Origin of the sequence: Amycolatopsis sp. NPDC049868 (assembly GCF_044461365.1) — a bacterium.
Lineage (GTDB): Bacteria > Actinomycetota > Actinomycetes > Mycobacteriales > Pseudonocardiaceae > Amycolatopsis.
Window position 1 is genome coordinate 1032344 of sequence record NZ_JBITKV010000001.1, and the last position, 23280, is coordinate 1055623.

General features: G+C 71.1%; 14 protein-coding genes. 6 read left to right on the forward strand and 8 right to left on the reverse strand.

The genetic code is table 11. The annotated features are described in order from the left end of the window. Positions 1-26 precede the first annotated feature (26 nt). Together ACIBTM_RS05055 and ACIBTM_RS05060 are read right to left on the reverse strand one after the other, a co-directional pair. Positions 27-929: a copper resistance D family protein gene (locus ACIBTM_RS05055; protein WP_395875244.1), complete on the reverse strand. Its 903-nt coding sequence runs from the start codon at positions 927-929 to the stop codon at positions 27-29. 3 nt (positions 930-932) lie between these two features. Then, entirely contained in the window at positions 933-1490 is a 558-nt protein-coding gene (locus ACIBTM_RS05060; RefSeq protein WP_395875245.1) for a hypothetical protein, read from the reverse strand. Positions 1491-1828: 338 nt separating this feature from the next. Here ACIBTM_RS05060 and ACIBTM_RS05065 point away from each other — a divergent pair, with 338 nt between their 5' ends. The 6 genes from ACIBTM_RS05065 to ACIBTM_RS05090 all read left to right on the forward strand — a co-directional run bounded on the left by ACIBTM_RS05065 (position 1829) and on the right by ACIBTM_RS05090 (position 5900). After that, positions 1829-2380: a copper resistance protein CopC gene (locus ACIBTM_RS05065; protein ID WP_395875246.1), complete on the forward strand. Its 552-nt coding sequence runs from the start codon at positions 1829-1831 to the stop codon at positions 2378-2380. A gap of 146 nt (positions 2381-2526) precedes the next feature. Next, entirely contained in the window at positions 2527-3183 is a 657-nt protein-coding gene (locus ACIBTM_RS05070) for a glycosyltransferase family 2 protein (protein WP_395875247.1), read from the forward strand. After that, positions 3180-3824 carry a DUF2064 domain-containing protein gene (locus tag ACIBTM_RS05075; protein ID WP_395875248.1) on the forward strand — a complete coding sequence of 215 codons (645 nt, stop codon included), beginning with the start codon at positions 3180-3182 and terminating at the stop codon, positions 3822-3824. Before ACIBTM_RS05070 ends, ACIBTM_RS05075 begins: the two co-directional genes overlap by 4 nt. Next, on the forward strand, positions 3821-4429 hold the full coding sequence (locus ACIBTM_RS05080; RefSeq protein WP_395875249.1) for a methyltransferase domain-containing protein: 609 nt from the start codon (positions 3821-3823) through the stop codon (positions 4427-4429). The genes ACIBTM_RS05075 and ACIBTM_RS05080 overlap by 4 nt, the downstream gene beginning before the upstream one ends. Beyond that, positions 4426-5493 (forward strand): molybdopterin-dependent oxidoreductase, encoded by a 1068-nt coding sequence (locus tag ACIBTM_RS05085; protein ID WP_395875250.1) that lies wholly within the window; start codon positions 4426-4428, stop codon positions 5491-5493. Before ACIBTM_RS05080 ends, ACIBTM_RS05085 begins: the two co-directional genes overlap by 4 nt. Beyond that, a complete protein-coding gene (locus tag ACIBTM_RS05090) occupies positions 5490-5900 on the forward strand; it encodes a hypothetical protein (protein WP_395875251.1) in 411 nt (136 codons plus the stop codon). Before ACIBTM_RS05085 ends, ACIBTM_RS05090 begins: the two co-directional genes overlap by 4 nt. Before the next feature lie 114 nt (positions 5901-6014). On the opposite strand, the gene ACIBTM_RS05095 is transcribed toward ACIBTM_RS05090, so the two are convergent. The 6 genes from ACIBTM_RS05095 to ACIBTM_RS05120 are packed head-to-tail and all read right to left on the reverse strand — an operon-like array spanning position 6015 to position 23280. Then, the gene (locus ACIBTM_RS05095; RefSeq protein WP_395875252.1) at positions 6015-6950 is read right to left on the reverse strand and encodes a TauD/TfdA family dioxygenase; all 936 of its coding nucleotides are present in this window, start codon (positions 6948-6950) and stop codon (positions 6015-6017) included. Continuing rightward, a complete protein-coding gene (locus tag ACIBTM_RS05100) occupies positions 6947-8224 on the reverse strand; it encodes an ATP-grasp domain-containing protein (protein WP_395875253.1) in 1278 nt (425 codons plus the stop codon). Before ACIBTM_RS05100 ends, ACIBTM_RS05095 begins: the two co-directional genes overlap by 4 nt. Beyond that, positions 8221-9492: an ATP-grasp domain-containing protein gene (locus tag ACIBTM_RS05105; protein WP_395875254.1), complete on the reverse strand. Its 1272-nt coding sequence runs from the start codon at positions 9490-9492 to the stop codon at positions 8221-8223. Before ACIBTM_RS05105 ends, ACIBTM_RS05100 begins: the two co-directional genes overlap by 4 nt. Next, positions 9489-14918 carry an amino acid adenylation domain-containing protein gene (locus tag ACIBTM_RS05110; RefSeq protein WP_395875256.1) on the reverse strand — a complete coding sequence of 1810 codons (5430 nt, stop codon included), beginning with the start codon at positions 14916-14918 and terminating at the stop codon, positions 9489-9491. Before ACIBTM_RS05110 ends, ACIBTM_RS05105 begins: the two co-directional genes overlap by 4 nt. Beyond that, positions 14915-17953, reverse strand: coding sequence for an amino acid adenylation domain-containing protein (locus ACIBTM_RS05115; protein WP_395875257.1), 3039 nt, complete (start codon positions 17951-17953; stop codon positions 14915-14917). The genes ACIBTM_RS05110 and ACIBTM_RS05115 overlap by 4 nt, the downstream gene beginning before the upstream one ends. Positions 17954-17964: 11 nt before the next feature. After that, positions 17965-23280 (reverse strand): SDR family NAD(P)-dependent oxidoreductase, encoded by a 5316-nt coding sequence (locus tag ACIBTM_RS05120; RefSeq protein WP_395875258.1) that lies wholly within the window; start codon positions 23278-23280, stop codon positions 17965-17967.

Here is a 23280-nt window from a genome sequence, read left to right on the forward strand (position 1 = left end):
CGAGGACACTCCTTTCGGTAGGACGGTCACCGGCCGGGACTGGCCGTGACGAGAAGGCTCGCCGCGACGAGGACCACGATGACGAGCGCGGTCTCGGCGGCGACGGAATGGACGAAGGGGCGGACGGTGGCGGCGTCCCCGCGCAAGACCACCGCGAAATCCAGGCGCCGGGCGACCCAGCTCTTGCTGCCCTGCGCGATCACGAGGACGACGGCGAGGACGAGCAGCTTGGCCACGAGCGTGCGGCCGTAGTCCGTTGTGGACAGTCGATCCCAGCCGCCGACCGTCTGCCACGCCAGCACGACCCCCGCCACGATGACGGCGAAGACGGAAACCATGGCCAGCCGGGAATAGCGCGGCACGACGTCGGCGAGCTCGCCGGGATCACGCCGGGACAGCACGCCGAACAGCAGGACGGCCAGTCCGCCGATCCAGGCACAGATCCCGGCCAGGTGCACGAGGTCCGCGAGCTGGGTGAGCAACGGCTTCGCGCTTTCGACCGCGTGCCCGGTCAACCCCGTCGTGCGCAGAAGCCCCAGAGTCACCACGCCCGCGCCGACGCGCCAGGCCGTCGACTTCGCCGCGCTCCGGCCGCGCTGCATCAGGTCGGCGAGGACGACACCCGCCAGCAGCCACAGAAGTGCCTTCGCGAACCAGACGCGCCCGAACTGGGTATCGAGCACTTGCCCGAGCAGGTCCCCATCGAACAGGTCGGCGGCCGGCCGTTGCGCCGCCCACGCGCCCTGCAGGCCGAGACCCGCGACGGTACCGGCGAGACCGAGCAGCCAGCCGGCCCCGACGACCTTGCGGGTCCGGCCGTGCCCGGCACCGTCCGGCCACAGGAACGCGAGGAAGAACAGACCGCCCGTGAACAAGGTCAGGCCGAAGTAGTCCACGCAGCGGGCGAGTACGTACCAGGTCTTCACCATGGTTCACCGGGCCGGAACGGGGACGGTTTCGAGGACGACCGTGCCGTCAGGTGCCCGGCAGTACCCGAGCAGCGTCGCGCCGAGTCCGTCCGCCCCCGTCACGCCGAGACCTCCGGTCACGCCGCCGAGCAGGGGAAGCGCGGCGACGGTGTCCAGAACCTGTTGCACCGCACCGGGTTGACATACCGGAAGCTCCTCCGGTGGTGGCGGCGGAGTGGTCGGCGGCTCCGGATGCGGATGCGTCGGCACGGGTTCCGGTGGCGGTGCCGGCGGGCTGACCTCGACACCGCCACCAGGCCCTGGCGGCGCCACCGGGGCGGGGGCGTCGGTGACCGGAACCGCCGGCAGGGAAGGAATGGGCCCGGGAGGCGGCGGATTCCCGTCCGGCACCGGGGACGGGCCGGACGGCGCGGGCCGGTCGATCGCCGGCGGCGCGCTTTCGGCCACCGTCCCGGGTTTCAGCCCGAGACCCGACGCGTATCCGACCACGATCACGACCGCGCCGGTGAGGCTCGCCGCGATCAGCTGATCCCGGCGGGGGACGATACCTCGCAAAGCCACGAATATGTCCTCTCCTACGAAGGAGAAATGGGGAACGGGCTCGATGGGCGAGAAGAAAACCAGTTGCCGCGTTACCTGGCGTGATCGTCACATGAAGCCCAGGTAAAGGAACCCGGCCCGATGACTCCGTCCGGCTGTGAATTCCTCGGCCGAATGCCCGGCTCGTGCGGCCGAACGAGTGAAGGCTGTCCGTTTCCGAGTGCTTCTTCGCCGGGAGCGGTGAGTTTTCGTTAACACGGTTGTCTCATGAACACCCTCCACCGCAACGCGTCCGACCATTCCGTCGCCCACCATGGGCGTCCACTCCGGTCCACCGACGTGATTGCGAGGAACCGACCATGTCGCATTTCCCGCCATCGGCGCGAAACGTGCCGCGTGGAGCCGTGCTGGCGGCTTCGGTGCTGTTCATGGCACTCGCCGGCGCCCAGCCCGCCATGGCGCACAGCGTTCTCGTTTCGAGTGATCCGGCGAAGGACGCCTCGCTCGCGTCCGCGCCCGCCGCCGTCACCTTGGTGTTCAACGAGCCGCTCGACCGCGGTTTCACCGAATTGGCCGTGCTCGGCCCGGACGGCACGTCGCATTGGGAAGGCGGGCCGCCCGTGGTCACCGGGGAGAAGTTGTCCGCCCCTCTCCGGACACTGGGCTCCGCCGGCGTCTACACGGTGAAGTACCGCGTGATGTCCGCGGACGGCCACCCCGTGTCGGGTTCCGTCCCGTTCACGCTCACCACGGCGGGCCAGGGGACTGCCGCCGCCCCGAAGGTGCGGACCGACACCACGGCCGCTCTCCCGGCGCCGGACGACTCCGTGCCGATATGGCCGTGGATCGCCGGGGCCGCACTGGTCGCGCTCGCCGGGGCGTTCGTCGCCAGGCAGATCGCGAAACCGTGACGGCCGGGGCACCATAGCCCCGTCACGACCGCCCGGCGGCCTGAGCACGGGATCCGTCAGAACTCGGTAAGAACTACGCCGACGTCATGATTCGGTAAGCACGGCAAGGGTTTTCGCCCGTCCATCCCGGACTTAACGTGCGTTGCGTGAACGATGACCAGGTTGACGTCGTGCTCCCCTGTCTCGACGAGGCCGGTGCCCTTCCCGGCGTACTGGCGGCGCTGCCCGAGCGGTATCGGGCGATCGTGGTCGACAACGGCTCCACGGACGGATCCGCCGAGATCGCCGCCGGGCTCGGGGCGAAGGTCGTCCATGAACCCCGGCGCGGCTACGGCGCCGCGGTGCACGCGGGCCTGGAAGCGGCCACGACGGACGTCGTCTGCTTCGCCGATGCCGACGGTTCTCTCGATCTCGCCGAACTTCCGATGCTCGTCCTCGGCCTCGCGGACGCGGATCTGACGGTCGGGCGACGGGTGCCCGCCGGGCCGGGAGTCTGGCCATGGCACGCGAGAGCCGGGAACGCGCTGATCTCGGCGCTGTTGCGGCGCAAGGGATTGCCGGTCCGGGACATCGCGCCGCTGCGGGCCGTCCGGCGCCGGGCGCTCCTCGATCTCGACGTCACCGATCGTGCCTTCGGTTACCCGCTCGAACTCCTGATCAAGGCGGGACGCGCGGGTTGGCGGGTGACCGAGTTCGACGTGTCCTACGGCGAACGCGCCAAGGGCACGAAGTCGAAGGTCTCCGGTTCGTTCCGGGGAACCCTGCGCGCCGCGCGGGATTTCGGGCGGGTGCTGAGCCGATGACCTTCTGCCTGCTGATCGTCGCCAAGGCGCCCGTGCCCGGTTTCGCGAAGACGCGGCTGTGCCCGCCCGCGACACCGGAACAGGCCGCCGAGATCGCGGCCGCCTCACTGCTCGACACCCTCGAAGCCGCGCTCCTGACCCCGGACGCACGCGTGGTCGTCGCCATGACCGGCGAACTCGGCGAAGCCGCCCGTGGCGCGGAAATCGCCTCGGTGCTCCAAGAAGCGGAGGTGATCCCCCAACGCGGGAAGGGTTTCGACCTGCGGCTCGTCAACGCGCACGCGGACGCCCCTCGCCCCGGGGAGCCGGTGCTGCAGATCGGCATGGACACGCCGCAGGTCACCCCGTCGCTCCTGGCGGAAGCGGCGAACCGGCCAGAAGACTCGGTCCTCGGTCCTGCCGAAGACGGCGGCTGGTGGGCATTGGGGCTCAAGGATCCGTTACACGCCAAGGCGCTCGCCGGGGTCCCGATGTCGCGCGACGACACCGGGCGGCAGACCTTGCGTGCGCTGGCGGACGTGGGGCTGCGTCCAGGGCACCTGCGCACACTGTCCGATGTGGACACGATCGCGGACGCGCGCCGGGTCGCCGAGGTGGCACCGTACGGCCGGTTCGCCCGAGCGGTGGCCGAAGTCCGGTGACCGCCTTCGACCGCGGCCTGCTCGGCCACCGCTGCTGGCTGGAACTGGCGACCGGCGAACGCGTCGACCTGCCGGTGGACCGCTGGACCGCCATCCCCTGCGAAGGCGACGAAGTCCTTCTCGACGCCTGTGACGGCCCGACGCTCGACGTCGGCTGCGGGCCCGGCAGGCTCACCGCCGCACTGTCCGAACGCGGCGTCGCCTCGCTCGGCGTCGACATTTCCGCCACCGCCGTACAACTCACCCACGCCCGAGGCGCGGCCGCGCTCCACCGCGACGTCTTCGACCGGCTCCCCGGCGAGGGACGCTGGCGGCATGTCCTGCTCGCCGACGGGAACATCGGCATCGGCGGCGATCCGCACCGCCTCCTGACGCGGATGGCGGAACTGATCACCGCCGGCGGGACCGTGCTCGTCGAACTCGACCCGCCGGGTCGCGGCCTCCGCCGGCATCGGGTCCGGCTTCGTCCCGACGACGGCGCCTGGTTCACCTGGGCATGGGTCGGTGTCGAAGCGATCGCGGACCTCGCCGCCCGCACCGCCTTCCGCGTCGCCTGGTCCACCAGCCACGGCCACCGCTGGTTCGCCTGCCTGGAGAAAGCATGAACACACCCTCCGAGCGCGTGACATCCCGGATCGGGATCGCCCTCGCCGTCACGTTCACCCTGTGCTTCGTCACCGGCCTGATCAGCCATCTCATCCAGCATCCGCCGTCGTGGTTCGGCTGGCCGAGCCGTCCGGTCTGGCTGTACCGGGTCACGCAGGGCACGCACGTGATCTCCGGGATCGCGTCGATTCCCTTGCTGCTGGCCAAACTCTGGAGTGTCTACCCGAAACTCTTCGAGCGCCCGGTGATCCGGTCGTTGCCGCACGCGCTCGAACGCCTGTCGATCCTCGTGCTTTCCGCGGCCGCCTTCTTCGAACTCGTCACCGGCCTGTTCAACGTCGCGCAGAACTACCCGTGGAACTTCTACTTCCCGCAGCTGCACTACGCGGTCGCGTGGGTGGCGATCGGCTCGATCCTGGTGCACATCGCGGTGAAGCTCCCCATCGTCCGCCGCTCGCTCACGACGAAGCCCGAACCCTCGCGGCGCGCCTTCCTCCGCACGACCTGGCTGGCCGCCGGGGTCGCCGTCGTGGCGACGGCCGGAGCGACGGTTCCGTTGCTGCGCACCGTTTCCGGGTTGTCCTGGCGGAGCGACAAGGGGCCACAGGGACTGCCGGTGAACCGGACCGCCGCCGCGGCCGGTGTCCTGGACACGGCGAAAGACCCGAACTGGCGGCTCTCGGTGGTGACCCCGAGCGGTACGAAAACCTATTCACTGGAAGAACTCCGCGCCCTGCCCAGGACTTCGGCCGAGCTGCCTATCGCGTGTGTCGAGGGATGGAGCGAGTCCGCGCGCTGGAGCGGGGTCTCGCTGCCGGAGTTGTTGCGGCACGCCGGAAGCGAGCCGGGCACCCCGGTACGGGTGTTCTCGCTGGAGAAGGCGGGACCGTACGGGATCAGCGATCTTCCCGGCGAGCACACCGCGGACGAACTCACCCTGCTGGCGCTGGAACTCAACGGTGAAGTGCTCGACGCCGACCACGGCTTCCCGTGCCGGATCATCGCCCCGAACCGGCCCGGTGTGCTGCAGACGAAATGGGTCACCCGTTTGGAGACGCTGTGAAGACGTTGCGGTTGCTGCTGTTCCTGCCCGGCCTCGCCGCGCTCGCGTGGGGCGCGGTGCTGTTCGCCGAGTACGCGTTCCCGCTGCGCCCGGACGTCTTCGGGACGCTCGGCTGGCTCGCCGGTGGTCCACTGGTCCACGACCTGCTGATCGCGCCGCTGGCCGGTGCCGCGGGTTTCGCGCTGAGCAGGTTCCTCCCCGATCGCTGGAAGACCCCGGTCAAAACGGGCGCGGTGCTCACCGGTGTCCTGACACTGCTCGCGTTCCCGTTGCTGTGGCGGCCTTTCGGCGGCGCCCGGAACCCGGGCCTGCACGACGCCGACACCGTCACCGGCCTGCTCGTCACCCTGGCGGTCGTCTGGTTCGGCGTGCTCGTGGCCGTGTTCCTCAGGCGAAAGACGCACTAAAGGGGCCCGGGCTGCCCACTCGGGGCCGTCCGGCGATCGTGTCGCGAAAGCCACTTTCGGGACATCACACGTCCCGAAAGTGGCTTTCGCGACATGATCGCGGACGAGCCGAGGTCACGTCATCGCGACCAAGGTCCGCCGCTTCCCCGTGAACGGTTCGCGTCCGTGCGCCATCAGCATGTTGTTGATCACCATGATGTCGCCCGGCTGCCACGGGAACGCGTAGCTGACCTCGTCGTACGCGGCCTTGATCGTGTCCAGGTCCGCCTGCGGGATCGGCGAGCCGTCGGCGAAGAAAGCGTTGCGGGGCAGGTCTTCCACCGGGTACAGCTCCAGCAGCGCCTCGCTGACCTCCTCCCCCAGGCTCGAGACGTGGAACAGGTTGGCCTGGTTGAACCACACCATCCCGCCGGTGTGCGGTTCCGCGACGAACGACGGGCGGACGTGCCGCGTGCGCAGGCCTTCGTCGGTCCATTCGTACGTCTGGCCGTTGGCGGTGCAGTAGTCCTCCACCGCCTGCCGGTCGTCGGTCTGGAACGCCTCCTGCCAGCTCAACCCGAGGCCTTCGCGGAACGCCCGCGTGTAGGTGACGCCGCCCGCGAACCGCTCGCGCAGGTCTTCCGGCAGCAGGCGGTACATCGCGCGGCTGTCGGCGATCGGCGTCGCGCCACCGGTTTCGGCCGCGATGTCGCACAGGAAGAACAGGCGGTCCGGCCAGTGCGCCGAGTACGAGCTCTCGTTGTGCATCGGGATCGACTCGGCAGGCGGGTACTCCGTCGAGGTGTAGATGTTGCCCGAGACCGCCGATCGTGGCGTCGATCGTTCCGTGTACGTCAGCAGCGAGCCGCCGATCTCCTCGGTGACCTGGTTGAACACCGTCAGGTCGGCAGGCATCCCGCGCAGCAGGATCGCGCCGTGTTCGCGTAGCCGGTCCTGCAGCGTTTCGCGGTGCGCGCGAACCCAGTCCAGACCAGTGGCCGGGTACACGGTGAGTTTCGTGTGTTCGTTGCCCTCGATGTGCCCGAGGTTCGCCGTGAGTTCGGCGGTCATGACTCCTCCAGTTCGAATCGGATCAGCTTGGCGGCCTCGGCGTGCAGCGCGGCGAGGTCTTCGGTGTCGGCGAACCCCGCGGCGAGCACGTTCACCGCGTAGATCTCCTGGTCGTCGGTGAGCAGCTGGCCGGGGCGCACGATCGTGACGACCTCCAGGACCTCGGGCAGGTCGGCGACCTCGTCGGTGCCCTCGACGCGGACCAGCCGCCCGGTGCCCTCGGCGTAGAAGATCAGGTAGCCGACCGGTAGCGGCAGGCCGGTACCCCGCGCGGGCGGTGGCGTGCCCAGCGCCAGCGAAACGGCCTCGGCGATGACGTCGATGCCGGTCGCGAGCTTCAGCAGCACCGGCTGGGCGCCGCCTGCCGGACGGCCCGCGTTCACCTCGACGATCGTCGGGCCCAGCTCGGCGTCGTCGATCAGCTCCAGATGGGCGCACGTGTTGTCCAGGCCCAGCGCGAGCGCGGCGGCCGTCGCCGCCGCGAGCAGCCGTTCGGTGTCCTTTTCGGACAGTTCGAGCGGCGGGCAGACCATGCCCAGCTCGAACTTGCGCTCGTCGATCAGTGGCTTCTCCACCACGGCCACCGGCTCCGCGGCGCCGTCGCGCACCAGGACGTCGACCGCGTATTCAGGGCCACGCAGCAGGCCTTCCACGAGGAACACCTTCAGCGGGTCGATCGGCTCCGGTCCGCCACCGACGAGCCGGTGGTACCGGGCGTCCTCCGACAGCGGCAACCGCTCGGCCAGCAGCCGGTACGCCGCCGCCAGTTCGTCCACAGTGGACACCGTGCGGACGAGATTGCTCGCCGCGCCGTTCACCGGTTTGACGATCGCCGGGAGCCCGACCGCCTCGGCCACCGACGCCGCCTCGGACTCGGCCGCTATCAGCGCGCACCGCGGCCCCGGCAACCCGGTCGCGGCCAGCGCCTGCCGGACCGCGAACTTGTTGTGCGCCACGGTGAACACCGACGCCGGGCAGCGCGCGATGCCGAGCAGTTCGGCCGCACGGGCGACGCTCGCGACGATCCCCTCGGCGGCGGTCACCACCCCGGCCGGACCGGCGGTCCGCACCCGGATCGCCTCGGCGACGGCTTCGGCATCACGGACGTCGTCGACGACGACCACGCCGTCCACCAGTTCCGCCACCTGTGCCAGCTCGGCCGGCTCCAAGGGCTGGGTGACCAGCTCGGCCCGCAGGCCGGTCGCGTGCACAGCGGCCACGAAGTCGGCGATCCACTGTCCTGCGGTCTCGCAGACCACGAACGCGGTTTTCACACTTCCTCCAGTTCGAGCCGGACGAGCTTGCTCGCCTCCGCGTGCAGGTCGGCGAGGTCCTCGTGATCGGCGAACCCGGCCACGACGAGGTTGACCGCGTAGGTCTCCTGTTCGTCGGTGAGCACCTGACCCGGCGAGACGGTGGTGACGACGTCGATCACCTCGGGCAGCTCGGCGATCTCGTCGAGCCCGCCGATCCTCGTCAGCCGGCCGGAACCGACCGCGTAGAGGATCAGCATGCCCAGCGGGATCGGCAGTTTCGCCGGTTCCCGCACCGGCGGCGGGGCACCCACCGCGAGCGCCGCCAGCTCGGCGAACACGTCGATGCCGGTGCGCAGCTTCGCCAGCAGCGGCATGATCGATCCGGCGGGCCTGCCCGCGTTGACCTCGACGATCGTCGGGCCGCGGTCGGCGTCGTCGATCAGCTCGACATGGGCACAGGTGTTGTCGAGCCCCAGCGCGCGGACGGCGGCGACCGCCGCGGCGGTGACCAGCGCGGCCCGGTCGGCGGTGAGCCCGGCGGGCGGGCACGACAGCGCCAGCTCGAACTTCCGCTCGTCGATCAGCGGCTTGTCGAGGATCTCGACCGGTTCGGCCACCCCGTCACGGACCAGCACGTCCACCGCGTACTCCGGACCGCTCAGGAATCCTTCGACGAGAAACGTCACCGAAGGGTCGAGTGTCCCCAATGGACGGTGATAGCGCGGATCCGCGGACTCGGGAAGCCGCACGGCCAGCAGCTCGTACGCGGCCGCCAGTTCATCCACAGTGGACACGGTGCGGACGAGGTTGCTGCCCGCCCCGTTGACCGGTTTGACGATCGCCGGGAGCCCGACCGCCGCGGCGACCGACGCCGCCTCGTCGGCCGACGAGATCAAGGCGTACGCGGGTCCGGGCAGCCCGGCCGCGGCGAGGGCTTCCCGGACGGCGAACTTGTTCGCGCACAAGGCGAACACCGATGCCGGGCAGCGCGCCACCCCGAGCAGTTCCGCGGCCTGGGCAGTGCTCGCGATGGCGCCGTCCGAGCCGGTCAAGATCCCGGCCAACGCGCCTCCGTCGATCTCCCGGACCTTCGCCGCGACGGCTTCCGGGTCGTGGACGTCGTCGAGGGCGACGATGTCGTCCACCACCCCGTCCAGCGCGGCACGCTCGGCCGCGTCCATCGGCGGGGCGAGCAGCACCACGCGGTGCCCGGCCGCCCGCACCGACGGCGCGACCTCGCCGACCCAGTGCCCGCGGGCCTCCCTGACCAGCACTGCCGTACTCATGCGGCTTCCTTCCCGGCGAGCTTGCGCTCCCGTTCCTGAGCCCCCACCAGATCGTCGGGCAGCGAATCGGGTACCTCGGTGTCGAACCGGCGCAGCCGCCGCAGCGAGAACCCGCCCACGTTGATCAGCAACAGGATCAGCGCGAAGACGACGTAGGCGAGCCCGATCCCCCGCGTCTCGCCGGTACCGAGCACGGCGCCGACCGACCCGGTCAGCGCGCCGCCCGGCGCCAGCAGCGGCGAGAACCAGCCGACCGCCAGCGGCGCCAGCACGGCGAACCCGATCGGCAGCGTCGACCACGTGATCGTCTGGTTGATCGCGAACACCCGGCCGTGGAACCGCTGCGGCACCTTGACCTGCACGAGCGTCGCGTAGATACCCTGCGACACGGCCATCGCGGCGGCCAGGAGGAACACCCCGGCCGCGACGACGATCAGCGACGGCCGCAGGCCCATCACCAGGCTGCCGAGCGCGATCCCGACGTTGCCGGCGAGCACGCCGACCATCCGCCGCTGCCGCGGGCCGCCCCACAACGCCATCCCGATGCCGCCCGCCACCGCGCCGAGAGCCTCGGCGAGCGCCACCTGCGCGACGTCGGTGACCGAGCCGAACGACAGCACGAGCGGCGAGAGGAGCACCAGCGCGGGGGCGAGAAAGACGTTCGCCAGCGCGAAATACAGCAGCATCGTGCGGAAACCGCGGTGGTTCCACGAGTACCGCAGCCCGCCCGCGATCGCCGTCAGCAGCGGTTCACGCGGGCGCCAGCCCATCATGTCCGGGAACCGCACCAGCAGCAGGCCCACGATCGCGAACACGTAGCTCGCCATGTCCAGGATCAGGATGCCGGACAGTTCGATCGCCGCCAGCAGCCCGGCCGCGAGCACCGGCATCAGCAGCTGGGCGAAACCGTTGGACAGCTGAGCGAGGCCCATCGCGTGCCCGAGATACTGCTTCGGCACCAGCTGCGCCACCGAAGACTGATAGGCGATGCGCTGGAACGAAGAGGCGACCGACCCGAGCGGGATCAGCACGTAGAACAACCACAGCTGGACGTGCCCGGTGATCAGCAGTAACGCCAGTATCAGCTGGATCCCGCCCGCGATACTGCTGGCCGCGATCATGATCCGCCGCCGGTCGCCGCGGTCGACCAGTGCGCCCGCCACCGGCAGGACGAGCACGCCGAACAGCAGTGCGAGCGCCCACAGCAGGCCGAGGTCGGCGACCGAACCCGTGCGGGTGTAGAGCCAGATCGGCACCGCGAACGACGTCAGCGCCGAGCCGGTCGAGGACACCAGCTGCCCGATGGTGATGGTGACGAACCGGCCCATGCTCGGCCGCACCGTGGGTTTCTCGTCCACGACCGCCCGATGGGTCTCGTGCACCGCCCAGGCCGCGTCTTCGCCGCGGACCCGGACGTCGAGCTCGCCGGGATCGTCCAGCGCCGGATGCACACGCGTGACGATCTCCGCGAGTTCTTCGGCGCGATAGCGGAGGAAGAAGTGCCCGGCCTGGTCGAGCACCACGAGCGCGGTGGTGTCGGTGAGGAACTCCCATTCCCGGTACCGCTCGGCGTAGTAGTCGGTGACCGGGTCCTCGGAGCCGACCACCGACACGATCGGTGCGCGCAGTTTGGCCACGCGGGCGTCGAGCAGGCCGCTGAAGTACTCCTCGGCGGCGCGGCTGTCGGCGCGCATGTTCGTGATGATCCGGTCGGCCTGCGCCGGGTCGAGGTCGTCGGTGTCGACGCCCATGCCCTTGAGCCAGTTCGAGTAGTACCGGTTGCTGCGTAGCTTCTCCAGCCGGGTGCGCAGTGTGCCGACCGCACCCTTCATCCGGGCGAACGGGAAGATCGCGCCGATGTAGACGACCTCCAGCTCGCGTCCGCGTTCTTCGAGCAGCCGGGCGACGGCGACGGCGAGCGCGTTGCCGACACCGCAGTGGCCGTAGATGGCCAACGGGCCGTCGACGCGGTCGAGGATCTCGTCGGCCAGCCGCACGACCAGGTCGTCGAAGGGCAGGGCCTCTTCGGACAGTCCGACGTCGTGGCCGGGGATGGCGACCGAGTAGAGCGAGTAGCCCTCCGGGAGCGCGTCGGCCAAGGGCTGGTAGACGATCGCGCTGCCGCCGCCGTAGGGGAAGCAGACATAGGTCAATGTCCGCTGCTTCGTCGGCTTGGTCAGCTCGTACAGCAGATGCCGCGGCCGGTCGGCGTCGTCACCGTCCATAAAGGACGCCAGTTCGCGGATCGTGCGGTGCTGGAACAGATCCATGACACCGACCTGGCCCGCGTCCGCCTTGCCGATCCGCGCCACCACCTGGGTGGCCAGCATCGAATGGCCGCCGAGGTCGAAGAAGTCGTCGTCGACGCCCAGCTCGTCCACCTTGAGCACGTCACGCCAGATTTCGGCGAGCAGGGTCTCGACCGGGGTCGACGGCGCGACCAGTTCCTTGGTCGCGTCCCGCGACGCGACCGGAGCGGGGAGCGCCTTGCGGTCGAGCTTGCCGTTCGGGGTGAGCGGCAGCTCGTCGAGCGCGACGAACGACGGCGGGACCATGTAGTCCGGAAGGCTCTGCTTGAGCGCCGTCCGCAGCGCGCCGGGCTCGGCGTCGCCGACGACGTACCCGACCAGCCGCTTGTCCCCCGGCGTGTCCTCGCGGACGATCACGGCGGCGTCGCGCACGCCCGGCTGGGCGCGCAAGGTCGTCTCGATCTCCCCCAGTTCGATGCGGAGGCCGCGCAGTTTGACCTGGTGGTCGATCCGGCCGAGGAACGCGATCGTCCCGTCCGGGCGCCAGTGCGCGAGGTCGCCGGTGCGGTACATCCGTCCACTGTGGAACGGGTCCGGCACGAACCGCTCGGCCGTCAGCTCCGGGCGATTGTGGTACCCCAGGGCGAGACCGACACCGGCGATGTGAAGCTCGCCGGGCACGCCGACCGGGCAGGGCCGCCCGGCACGATCGAGGACGTAGATCCGGATGTTCTGGATCGGCGCTCCGATCGGCACCGACGCGACGTCGGCGAGCGCGGCGGGCGTGCAGTGCCAGGAGGTGACGTCGATGGCGGCTTCGGTCGGGCCGTAGAGGTTGTGCAGCTCGCAGTCCGGCAGCCGCCGGGTGAACTCGCGGGCGGCGTCGAGCGGCAGTTCCTCGCCGCTGCACACGACCCGCCGCAGCGCCGTGCAGGTCTCGACGCCTTGTTCGGCCAGGAAGAGCGTGAGCATCGACGGCACGAAGTGCGCGGTGGTGATGCCTTCGGACGCGAGCAGCTCACGCAGATACGCGGCGTCCTTGTGGCCGCCCGGTTCGGCGAGCACGAGCCGGGCGCCGGTGATCAGCGGCCAGAAGAACTCCCAGACCGACACGTCGAAACCGGCCGGGGTCTTCTGCAGCACCGAATCGGTGCCGTCGAGACGGTACGCGCGCTGCATCCAGTCGAGCCGGTTGACGATGCCGCGGTGACCGTTGGGCACGCCCTTCGGCTGACCAGTGGAGCCGGAGGTGTAGATGACGTACGCCGGGTCTTCGGGTCCGGCGAGCGGCTCGGGCGGGGTGCCTGGTTGCCCCGCGGTCTCGGCAGGGTCGTCCAGCACGACGACGGTCGCGTCCCCCGGCGGCAGCGTTTCGCGCAACGCCGCCTGCGTCAGCACGACCGGCGCGGCCGCGTCCCGCAGCATGAACGCCAGCCGGTCGGCCGGGTACTCCGGGTCGAGCGGGACGTACGCGCCACCGGCTTTCAGCACGCCGAGGAGTGCGACGACCAGCTCGAACGACCGCTCCGCGAACACACCGGTGAGCACGCCCGGTCCGACGCCGAGACCACGCAGCCGGTGTGCGAGCCGGTTGGCCCGCTCGTCCAGCTCGCGGTAGGTCAGCGACGCGCCGCGGAAGGTCACCGCGGGCGCGTCCGGCGTCCGGGCGGCCTGCTCCTCCACCAGCGCGTGCAGCGTGGTCTGCGGGAAATCCGCCGTCGTGGCGTTCCAGTGTTCTAGGACGAGTTCGCGCTGCGCGGCGTCGAGGATGTCCACTTCGGACAGCCGCCGGTCCGGGGCGGCGACGATCGAGCGCAGCAGCGTGACCAGCCGCCCGGCCATCCCGGCGACCGTGTCCGCGGTGAACAGCGCGGTGTTGTACACGAGCTTGCCGATCAGCCCGCGTTCGAGCTCGATCGCGTGGAACTCGAAGTCGAACCGGGTCGCGGGCAGATCCATCGGCAGCCAGCGGAAGTCCACTTCGGACTCGCCCGCCTCGCCCATCCGGCCCATCTCGTAGTTCTGCAGCACGAACATCGCCTGGAACACCGGCGAGCGGCTGACGTCGCGGGGCACGCCGAGGGCGTTCACCAGCCGCTCGAACGGGACGTCGGCGTGCTCGAACGCGTCCAGCACGTGCCGCCGGGTGCGTTCCAGCAGCTCGGCGAACGTCGGGTCGCCTTCCAGCTGGGCACGCAGCGGCAGCATGTTGATGAACATGCCCGCCACGCCCTCCAGCTCGGGCAGACCGCGCCCGGCCGACGACGAGCCGATCGCGAAGTCCTCCTGGCCCGAGTACCGCGAAAGCAGCACCTGATAGGCGGCAAGCAAGGTCATGAAGAGCGTGACCCCGTGCTCGCGGCTCAGCTCGCCGAGGGCGCGGGCAAGATCGCGCTCGACGAAGAACTCGTGGATCTCGCCGTCGAAGCTCTGCTTGGCGGGCCGGGGCCGGTCGGTGGGCAGCTCCAGTGGCTCGACCCCGGCGAGCTGCGCCTTCCAGTGCTCCAGCTGCCGGTCGAGTTCGCCGCCGGTGAGCGTGCGGCGCTGCCAGTGCGCGAAGTCGCCGTACCCGATGCTCAGCGCGGGCAGCTCGGCCGTGCCGCCGGTGCTCAGGGCGTGGTACTGCGCGGCGAGGTCGCGCAGCAGGAGGTCGACCGACCAGCCGTCGCCCACGATGTGATGCGTGCACAAGACCAGCAGGTGTTCTTCGTCGGCCACCCGCGCGAGCGTCGCCCGCAGCAGCGGGCCCGTGGCCAGGTCGAACGTCTCGGCCGCGGCGGCGTCGACGGCGGCGCGGGCGGCCTCCTCGCTTCCGGCGTCCACTATGGACAAATCGACGGTGACCAAGGGTTCGATGTGGACGGTCGGCTGACCGTCGTCCCCCGCCGGGAACCGCATCCGCAGCGCCTCGTGCCGCGCCGGAAGGCTGTCCAAAGCGGACTGAAGGGCGGCGACGTCGAGCCTGCCGGTCAGCCGGATCGGCACCGGGATGTGGTAGGACCCGGTGCCCGGTGCGAACTGCTCCATGAACCAGACGCGTTCTTGCTGGTACGACAGCGGGACGACGGCGTCGCCGGGACGCGGCGTGATGGTCGCGGCCGGCTCCGCGCGCCGTCGCAGCCGCCGTTCGAGCAGGGCACGGCGCGCGGCCGCGCTGGTTTCGTCGATCGTGGTCATGAGTGCTCGCCTTCGGCCAGCTGACGCTGGACCTCTTCGTCGCTGAGCTGGTCGAGATCCTCGGCGAGCCGCCGCTCGATCTCGGCGGCGAGCCCGGCGACGGTGGTGAGGGTGAACAGCCCCCGCACCGGGATGTCGACTTCGATCTGCTTGCGGAGCCTGGCCATCGCGCGGATCGCCAGCAGCGAATTTCCGCCACGGGCGAAGAAATCGTCGTGTGCTCCGAGGTCGTCGATGCCGAGCAGTTCGCCGAGAACCTCGGCGACGAGTTCTTCGGCCGCGGTACGGGGTGCGACGTATTCCGGCGCCTCGCCGGGTTCGGGATCCGGCAGCGCGGCCCGGTCGAGTTTGCCGCTGGCCGCCATCGGCAGCGCGTCGAGCGTCACGAACCGGGTCGGCACGAGATACTCCGGCAACGTCTTGCGCAGGGCCTCGGCCGCTCCTTCGGTGCTGCCGACGACATAGCCGACGAGCGTGTCGCCACGGACCGCCACGGCCGCGTCCCGCACCTGCGGCAGCTCGCGCAGTGCCGCTTCGACCTCGCCGGGCTCGATGCGGTAGCCGCGCAGCTTCACCTGCTCGTCGGCGCGGCCGAGGTAGTCGAGCGAGCCGTCGCGGCGCCAGCGGACGAGGTCTCCGGTCGCGTACATCCGCCCGGACGGGCCCTCCGTGAACTTCTCGGCGGTCAGCTCTGGCAGGCCGAGGTAGCCGCGGGCCAGCTGCGACCCGGCGACGTACAGCTCGCCCGGGACGCCCGGCGGCACCGGCTGCCCTCGCTCGTCGAGGACGTACGCGCGGGTGCCGGGCACCGGGCGGCCGATCGAGACGGGCCCGGAGGGCAGCTCGTCCCCGGGTTCGATCCGGTGCACGACGCAGCCGACCGTGGCCTCGGTCGGGCCGTACTCGTTGACGACGAGCGTGCCGGGGTGCCGCTCCCGCCACGGCTGAACGGTCTCGGCGGTCAGCGCCTCGCCACCGAGCACCAGCTCACCCGTCGGGAACAGCTCCTCGGCGAGGACGGCGAGATGCGTCGGGGTCGCCTTGACGAACGTCGGGCGGCCTCCGTCGACCACCGCACCGCCGGCGGTCAAGGTGCCTAGCAGCGTCGTCACGGTGAGGTCGAACGACGGTGACGTGTGCAGCAACGCCCGTCCGGCCAGGCCGGGATACGCCTCACGCGCCCACGCCAGATACGTGTCGACGGCCCGATGCTCGACCTCGACGCCCTTGGGCCGCCCGGTCGAGCCCGACGTGTAGATCACGTAGGCGACGTCGCCCGGCCCTGCCGCCGGTTCCGGGTCTTCGGTGGCCGCGGTGGACCACTCGGCCGGATCGTCCAGCACCAGCGTCTTGGTGTCCACTGTGGACTCTCCGGTCACCAGCACGAACGGGACGCCCGCGTCGGCGAGGATCAGCGCCTGCCGGGGAGCCGGGTTGTCCGGATCGAGCGGGACGTAGGCCGCACCGCTCTTCAACACCCCGAGCACACCGGTCAGCAGGTCCGCCGAATTCGGCACGCACACGCCGACGACGGTGCCGGGACCGGCGCCCAGCTCACGCAGCCGGTGCGCGACGCGGTTGGCTCGCGTGTTCAGCTCGGCGTACGTCAGGCGAACCCCGCCGAAGTCGACGGCGGGCGCGTCCGGGGTCCGGCGCGTCTGTTCCTCGAACCGGGCGTGCACCGTTTTGGTGTCCGGAGTGGACAGTTCCGTCGGATTCCATCCGTTCAGGACCAGTTCGCGCTCGACGTCCGACAGCAGTGGCAGATCCGCGACCGACCCGGCCGGATCGGCCAGCGCCGCGTCGAGCAGCCGCACGTACCGCTCGGCGACGGCTTCGGCGGTCTCGCGGTCGAACAGGTCGGTGCGGTAGACGAGCCTGCCGTCCACGGCGGTCAGGTCGATCGCGATGTCGTCCTTCGCGGTGGCCGAGCGGATCGGCTCCAGCCCCGAGTCGGGTAGGAAGTTGAACCCGAGCTGATACAGCGCCTGCACGCCGGGATCGCGCTCGGTCCCGACCGCCTCGGCGACCGCCTGGAACGGCACCTGGCTGTGGTCGATCGCCTCCAGCAGCGTGGTCCGGACCCGCCCGACCAGCTCGGTGAACGCGGGCGCGCCCGAGCAGTCGATCCGTACGGCCATCTGGTTGACGAACATGCCGATCAGGTTCGCCAGCTCGGGCAGCTCGCGACCGGCGACCGGAACGCCGACGACGACGTCGTCCACTCTGGACAGTCGTGACAGGAGCGCCGCGTAGCCGGCCAGCAGCACCATGAACGGCGACGCCGACAGCTCCCTGCTCAGCTCGCCCACCCGGTCGATCAGACCGTCCGGGAGGATGAAGTGCACCTGGTCACCGGCGAACGTCAGCTCCGACGGCCGCGGCCGGTCGGTGGGCAGGCCGTGCACCGGCGGCAGTCCGGTGAGCTGCTTGCGCCAGTAGTCCAGCTGTTCGCTCGACGTTTCGAGCTGCCCGCGCTGCCAGGCCGAGTAGTCCGGGTACTGGATGGCCAGCTCGGGCAGCTTCGGCTCGCGGCCCTCGAACACGGCGTCGCACGCCTCGCCCAGCTCGGCCCCCAGCACCAGCACCGAGCCGGCGTCGAACACCGTGTGGTGCACGACGAACGTGAGCACCCACTCGTCGTCGGCCATGCGGCACACCTGGGCCCGCCACGGCGGCGGCGAGTCGAGCGGGATCGCCTCGCGCGACACACCACCGACGAGTTCGGCGAGCCGGGTGTCGCGGGCGTCGGCGGGCAGCTCCCGCAGGTCGTGCACCTCGGGCTCGATCGGCACCTCGGCGTGCACCACCTGCATGAGCGCGCCGCCATCCATGCGGAACGACGTGCGCAGCGCCTCGTGCCGCCCGACGATGACGCCGAGCGCGGCGCGCCACTGCTCCGCGGTCAGCGGGCGGTCCAGCCGGGCCTGGCAATGCAGGTTGTACACCGGGGACGCCGGGTCGAGCTGGCCGGACAGCCAGATCCGCTCCTGCCCGAACGAGGCCGGGAACGTCCATTCCTTCGTGTCGCTCATGATTTCCTGTTCTAGCGCTCAAGCTTCGGGATGGTGGTCCGGGCGGGTTCTTCGGCGGGCGCCTCGGCCTTGCCTGCGCGCAGTTCCTCGATCCGCTCGACCAGAGTGGCCACTGTGGACGCTTCGAACAGCGTCTTCATCGCCAGCCGCGTACCGGTCGCCTTGCGCACCTGGGCGATGAGCTGGATGGCGACCAGCGAGTTGCCGCCGAGGGCGAAGAAATCGTCGTGCACGCCGATCTTCTCCACGCCGAGCAGCTCGGTCCACTGGCGGGCGATCTCGGCCTCCAGCTCGGTACGCGGGGCGACGTAGTCGTCCTCCGACAGCGTCACCGGCGCTTCGCCGGGTTCCTCCAGTTCCTCGGCGCTAACCTGGCGCTCGATCAGCTCCCGCACCGGCAGGGTGGTGATCACCACCTGCCCGCCGAGACCGGGGGCCAGCGCCCGGACGAACGCCTCGGCGCCGTCCACCGGCCGGATCCCGGTCGACGTCCCCGCGGTGGCGGCAGCGGACGTCGAAGTCAGGCCACCGCCGACGGCGTCCTGATCGACCTGGCGCAGCACGAAGTCCTCGATCGTGACGAGCACGCGGCCGGTCTCGTCGCACAGCGAGAGGTCGGCCGCCACCACCTGGTCGCCGCCGGAGTCGCGGTAGCGCAGATGACTACGGAAACTCGCCGGGAGCGCGTCGTGCACGACGATCCGGCCGTAGCTCATCGGCAGGTAGGTGCCGCTCCCCCGGCCGCGGCCGAACGCGGTCGCGACGTCCAGCAATGCCGGGTGCAGTCCCCACGCGCCGACGTCACCCGCCGCCGCCTCGGGAGCCGTGATCGTGGCCAGTTCCTCCTGTGCGCCGATGCGGTGTTCACGCAACGCCGCCCAGCGCGGGCCGAAGGTGACCATGCTGGTGCGGCCGGTGCCGAAGCCGTGTCCGTCGTCGATCGGCTCGGTCCGCCCGGTCACCGCAGCGATGTCCACAGTGGACACCGGCTCGGCGACGACCCATCCGGCGGATCCGCGCACGTGGGTCCGGCTCGCACCCGCGACGTGGCTGGTCACGGTGAAGTCGTCGCCGTCGAACTCCACGCGGTACTCCGCGGTGGCGCCGTCCGGGACGCCGAACGGCTCCAGGAACGCGACGTCCCGCAGTTCGACGACGTGCCCGTCCCCGGGCTTCGGCAGCGCCGCGGCCACCGCCGCGCGGACGGTCTCCAGATGTCCCGTGCCCGGAACCACCGGCACCCCGGCGATCCGGTGCTCGTCGAGCAGCCAGTGGGTGGCCGCCGAAACGAGCCCGTGCGCGCCGTCCTCGGTGCGCGTGGTGAGCACGGGGTGTTCGACCGGGCCGAGCGACCGCGACCGGGCGGTACGGATCGTGGTCGGCGCGGCCACCTCCGCGGCCATGCCGACCTCGTCCCAGCCACCCCAGGCATGCGAGACCAGCCGCGCCTGCCAGCCGTGGCCGCCCCGCGCGTAAGCGTCGAGGAAGTTGTTGGCGGCGCAGTAGTCGACCTGCCCGATACCGCCCGCCACCGCGGTGATCGACGAGCACAGCGCGACAAAGTCCATCGGCAGGTCGGCGAACGCCTCGGCCAGCGCCAGCGTCCCGGCGATCTTCGGGGCCAGCACGGCCTCCGCCGCGGCCCGCTCCTTCACCTCGGCGACGCCGCCACCGGGCAACCCGGCGGCGTGCACGATCCCGTCGAGGCCGCCGAACTCGCGCTCGGCCAGCTCACGCACCTCGCGCAGACGCGCCGCATCGGTGACGTCGGCGGCGACTACGTGGACCACCGCTCCCGCGGCCTCCATCCGCCGCACGGCGAGCATCGCGCGCCCGGCGCGGTCGGTGCCGCCGTGCGCGGCGAGATGCGCGTCCCACTCCGCCCGCGGCGGCAGCCCGGCGCGGGTGAGCAGCACAAGCTTCGCCCGCACCCGGCGGGCGAGGTCCTCGGCGAGCGTGATGCCGATACCGCCGGTCCCGCCCGTGATCAGGTACCGGCCGCCGTCGCGCAGCACCGGCTCGGCGGTCGCGGGCAGTTCGAGCTGGGTGTAGTCCAGCACCCAGCGACGGCCTGCCCGCAGCGCGACCTCGGCCGCCGCGTCGGCGGGACGGAACAGTTCGGCGACGGTGTCCTGCAAGCGATCGGTGTCTATCCGGCGCACCACCGTGCCCGGCACCTCCAGCGGCACCACCCGCGCGATACCGGCGAGGGTCGCGTGCTCGGGCCGGGTCAGATCGGTGCCCGTGACGTCGGCGGTGCCGGTGCTCAGCACGTCGATCCGCACCGGCTCGCCCCAGGCCTGAACAAGATTGAGCACGCTGAAGAACCCGTGGTCCTGCGCGGCCATACCGCGCTCGTCACCGGCCAGCGTCCAGGCGTGGACGATCCGCTCGGGCCGGGCGGGCAACGCGGCCACGAGCGCGTCGTAGTCCTCGCGGACCCCGGGCCGGACGGTGAATCCGGTCTCCGTCGCGGCGAACCCGTCGCCGGGGCGGACCTCGGTGACCGTCACCCCCGCGTCGCGCAGCAGTCCGGGCAGGACGTCGTCGGCGGCGAAGACGAGCGCGTCCGCGAAGGGCTCGCGTCTCAGGTCCGGTTCCGCCTGCCGCCACGCCGGGACCGCGAACCACTCGGACAGCGGCAGCGGACCGGTCGACCGCACGGGCTGGGTCGCCGTGACCGGGTCCGGGTCGACCCAATACCGCTTGCGCGCGTACGGGTAGCCGGGCAGCGGGACCCGGTGGCCGGGCGCGCCGAACGTCCGCGGTTCCAGCGAAACCCCGTTCGTCCACAAAAGACCGGCCGCGCCGTAAAGCGTTTCGACGTCGCCGATGCGCTCGGCACGGCCCGGCAGGCTCGGCTGCGGCGCGGGCATCCCCTTCGGCACCTGGCCGCGAGACAGCCCGGAAAGCTGATGCCCCGGGCCGCATTCGACGAGCGCCCAGCGGCCGCCGCGCGCGAACAGGTTCTTGACGCAGTCACCGAACCGGACGGCCTGACGCAGGTGCGAGGCCCAGTAGGCGGGGTCGGTGGCCTGGGCGTCGGTGATCCAGTCGCCGGTGACGTTCGACAGGAACGGCCGCACGGGCGCGGTGCGAACGACGGCGTCAACGGCCGCGGTGAACTCGGCGAGGATCGGATCCATCATCGGCGAGTGGAACGCGTGCGAGGTCACCAGCTCGCGGCATTGCACGCCGCTGGCCTTGAGCGTGGCCGCGAAATCCGCGACGGCGTCCGATGGCCCGGCCACGACGCACGTGCCGGGCCCGTTCACCCCGGCGATCGCGAGCGCGTCCGGCAACCGCGTGGCGACGCTCTCCTCGTCGAGCTGGACGGCCAGCATCGCCCCGGCGGGCATCGACTGCATCAGGCGGCCGCGCGTGGCGACCAGATTCAGCGCGTCCGGCAGGGTGAAGACCCCGGCGACGGTGGCGGCGACGTACTCCCCGACCGAGTGCCCGATCATCGCCGCGGGCCGCACACCCCAGCTCTGCCACAGCTTCGCCAGCGCGTACTCGACGACGAACAGCGCGGGCTGGGTCACGCGGGTCTCCCGCAGCGCCTGCTCGCCGCCGCGCCCGAAGATCAGGTCGCGCAGCTCCGGCAGCTCGGATTCGAGCAGCCGCAGGCATTCGTCGACGGCCGCGGCGAACACCGGCTCCGCGTCGTACAGCTCGGCGCCCATCCCGGCGTACTGGGAACCCTGCCCGGGGAAGAGGAACGCCACGTTCGTCTCCCCGGCCTGTGCGGACACCAGACGCCGGGGGTCACGCAGCCCGTCGACCGCGTCCTCCGGGTCACGGGCGACGACGACCGCGCGGTGCGGGTACTCGGTGCGCCCGGCCGCGAGGGTGTACGCCACGTCGGCGAGATCGAGATCGACGTCTCCGGCCAGCCGCTCGGCGAGCTGGTCGACCGCGGCCGAGAGTGCTTCCGTGGTGTTGGCCGAAATCCGCAACAGATGCGCCGGGTGCGGTGTCCGGGATCGCTGCGGGCTCGGCGCCTCCTCCAGTACGACGTGCGCGTTGGTGCCGCCGACGCCGAACGAACTGACGCCCGCCCGCCGCGGCACCCGGTCCGCCTCCCACTTCGTCACTTCGCGCGCCGGGTAGAACGGGCTCGCCGGGAAGTCGATCCCCGGGTTGGGTTCGTGGTAGTTGATGGTCGGCGGGATCAGCCCGTGCTCCATGACGAGCACGGCCTTGATCAACGAGACCACGCCCGCCGCCTGCGACAGGTGGCCGATATTGGACTTCACCGAGCCGATCGCGCACCAGCCGGTGTCCGCGACCCCGTTCCCGTACACAGTGGACAGTGCGGTGATCTCGATCGGGTCGCCGAGCGCGGTGCCGGTGCCGTGCGCCTCGACGTAGCCGATGGTGCGCGGATCCACTCCGGCCATACCGACGGCCTGCGCCACCGCTTCGGTCTGCCCGGACACGCTGGGCGCGGAGAAGCCGACCTTGGTGGCGCCGTCGTTGTTGATCGCGTTGCCGAGCACGACACCCCGGATGTGGTCGCCGTCCTCGATCGCCTGCGACAGCCGCTTCACCAGCACGACCCCGACGCCGCTGCTCCAGACCGTGCCGTTGGCGTCCGCGTCGAACGCGCGCACGTGGCCGTCCGGTGAGGTGAAGCCGTCGACGCCCATGTAGCCGACGCCGTGCGGCATCTCCACGTTGACCCCGCCGGCCAGCGCCATGTCGCACTCGCCGTTGCGCAGCGCCTCGCAGGCGAGGTGCACCGCGACCAGGGACGTCGAGCAGGCGGTGAACACCGCGAGGCTCGGGCCGCGCAGGTTGAGCTTGTACGACACCGAAGTGGTCAGGTAGCTCGGCTGGTTGCCGGTCGAGATGCCGATCCCGCCGTGCTGCGAGGCGAGGAGCCGCTCGTTGCGCAGCAGGTTCTCCGTCAGGTAGCCGGTGCCCCCGGACCCGCCGTAGACGCCGATCGCGCCGTCGAAGCGGGCCGGGTCGTAGCCCGCGTCGGTCAGCGCGGCGTGGCACGACTGGAGGAACAGCCGATGCTGCGGGTCGGTGATCTCGGCCTCGCGGCTGGTCATACCGAACAGCTCGGCGTCGAACTCGTCGAAGCCGTCGACCACGGCGGTGGCGTTCACCCAGCTCGGATCGTCCACTGTGTCCGGTGCGGCGCCGCGGGCGATCATCTCCTCGCGGGTGGCGGGCACGATCGACTCGACACCGTCGACGAGGTTGCGCCAGAACTGCCGCGCGTCACGCGCGCCGGGTACGCGCACGTCGAGTCCGACGATCGCGATCGGTTCGGCTCCGGGATCGCCGGTGCCGGTTTCGGGGAGGTGGGTCAC

Bases quoted from the DNA above. Each gene is read 5' to 3' on its own strand.
- ACIBTM_RS05055 (WP_395875244.1), bottom strand. From the start codon at position 929: ATGGTGAAGACCTGGTACGTACTCGCCCGCTGCGTGGACTACTTCGGC.
- ACIBTM_RS05065 (WP_395875246.1), top strand. From the start codon at position 1,829: ATGTCGCATTTCCCGCCATCGGCGCGAAACGTGCCGCGTGGAGCCGTG.
- ACIBTM_RS05075 (WP_395875248.1), top strand. From the start codon at position 3,180: ATGACCTTCTGCCTGCTGATCGTCGCCAAGGCGCCCGTGCCCGGTTTC.
- ACIBTM_RS05085 (WP_395875250.1), top strand. From the start codon at position 4,426: ATGAACACACCCTCCGAGCGCGTGACATCCCGGATCGGGATCGCCCTC.
- ACIBTM_RS05095 (WP_395875252.1), bottom strand. From the start codon at position 6,950: ATGACCGCCGAACTCACGGCGAACCTCGGGCACATCGAGGGCAACGAA.
- ACIBTM_RS05105 (WP_395875254.1), bottom strand. From the start codon at position 9,492: ATGAGTACGGCAGTGCTGGTCAGGGAGGCCCGCGGGCACTGGGTCGGC.
- ACIBTM_RS05110 (WP_395875256.1), bottom strand. From the start codon at position 14,918: ATGACCACGATCGACGAAACCAGCGCGGCCGCGCGCCGTGCCCTGCTC.
- ACIBTM_RS05115 (WP_395875257.1), bottom strand. From the start codon at position 17,953: ATGAGCGACACGAAGGAATGGACGTTCCCGGCCTCGTTCGGGCAGGAG.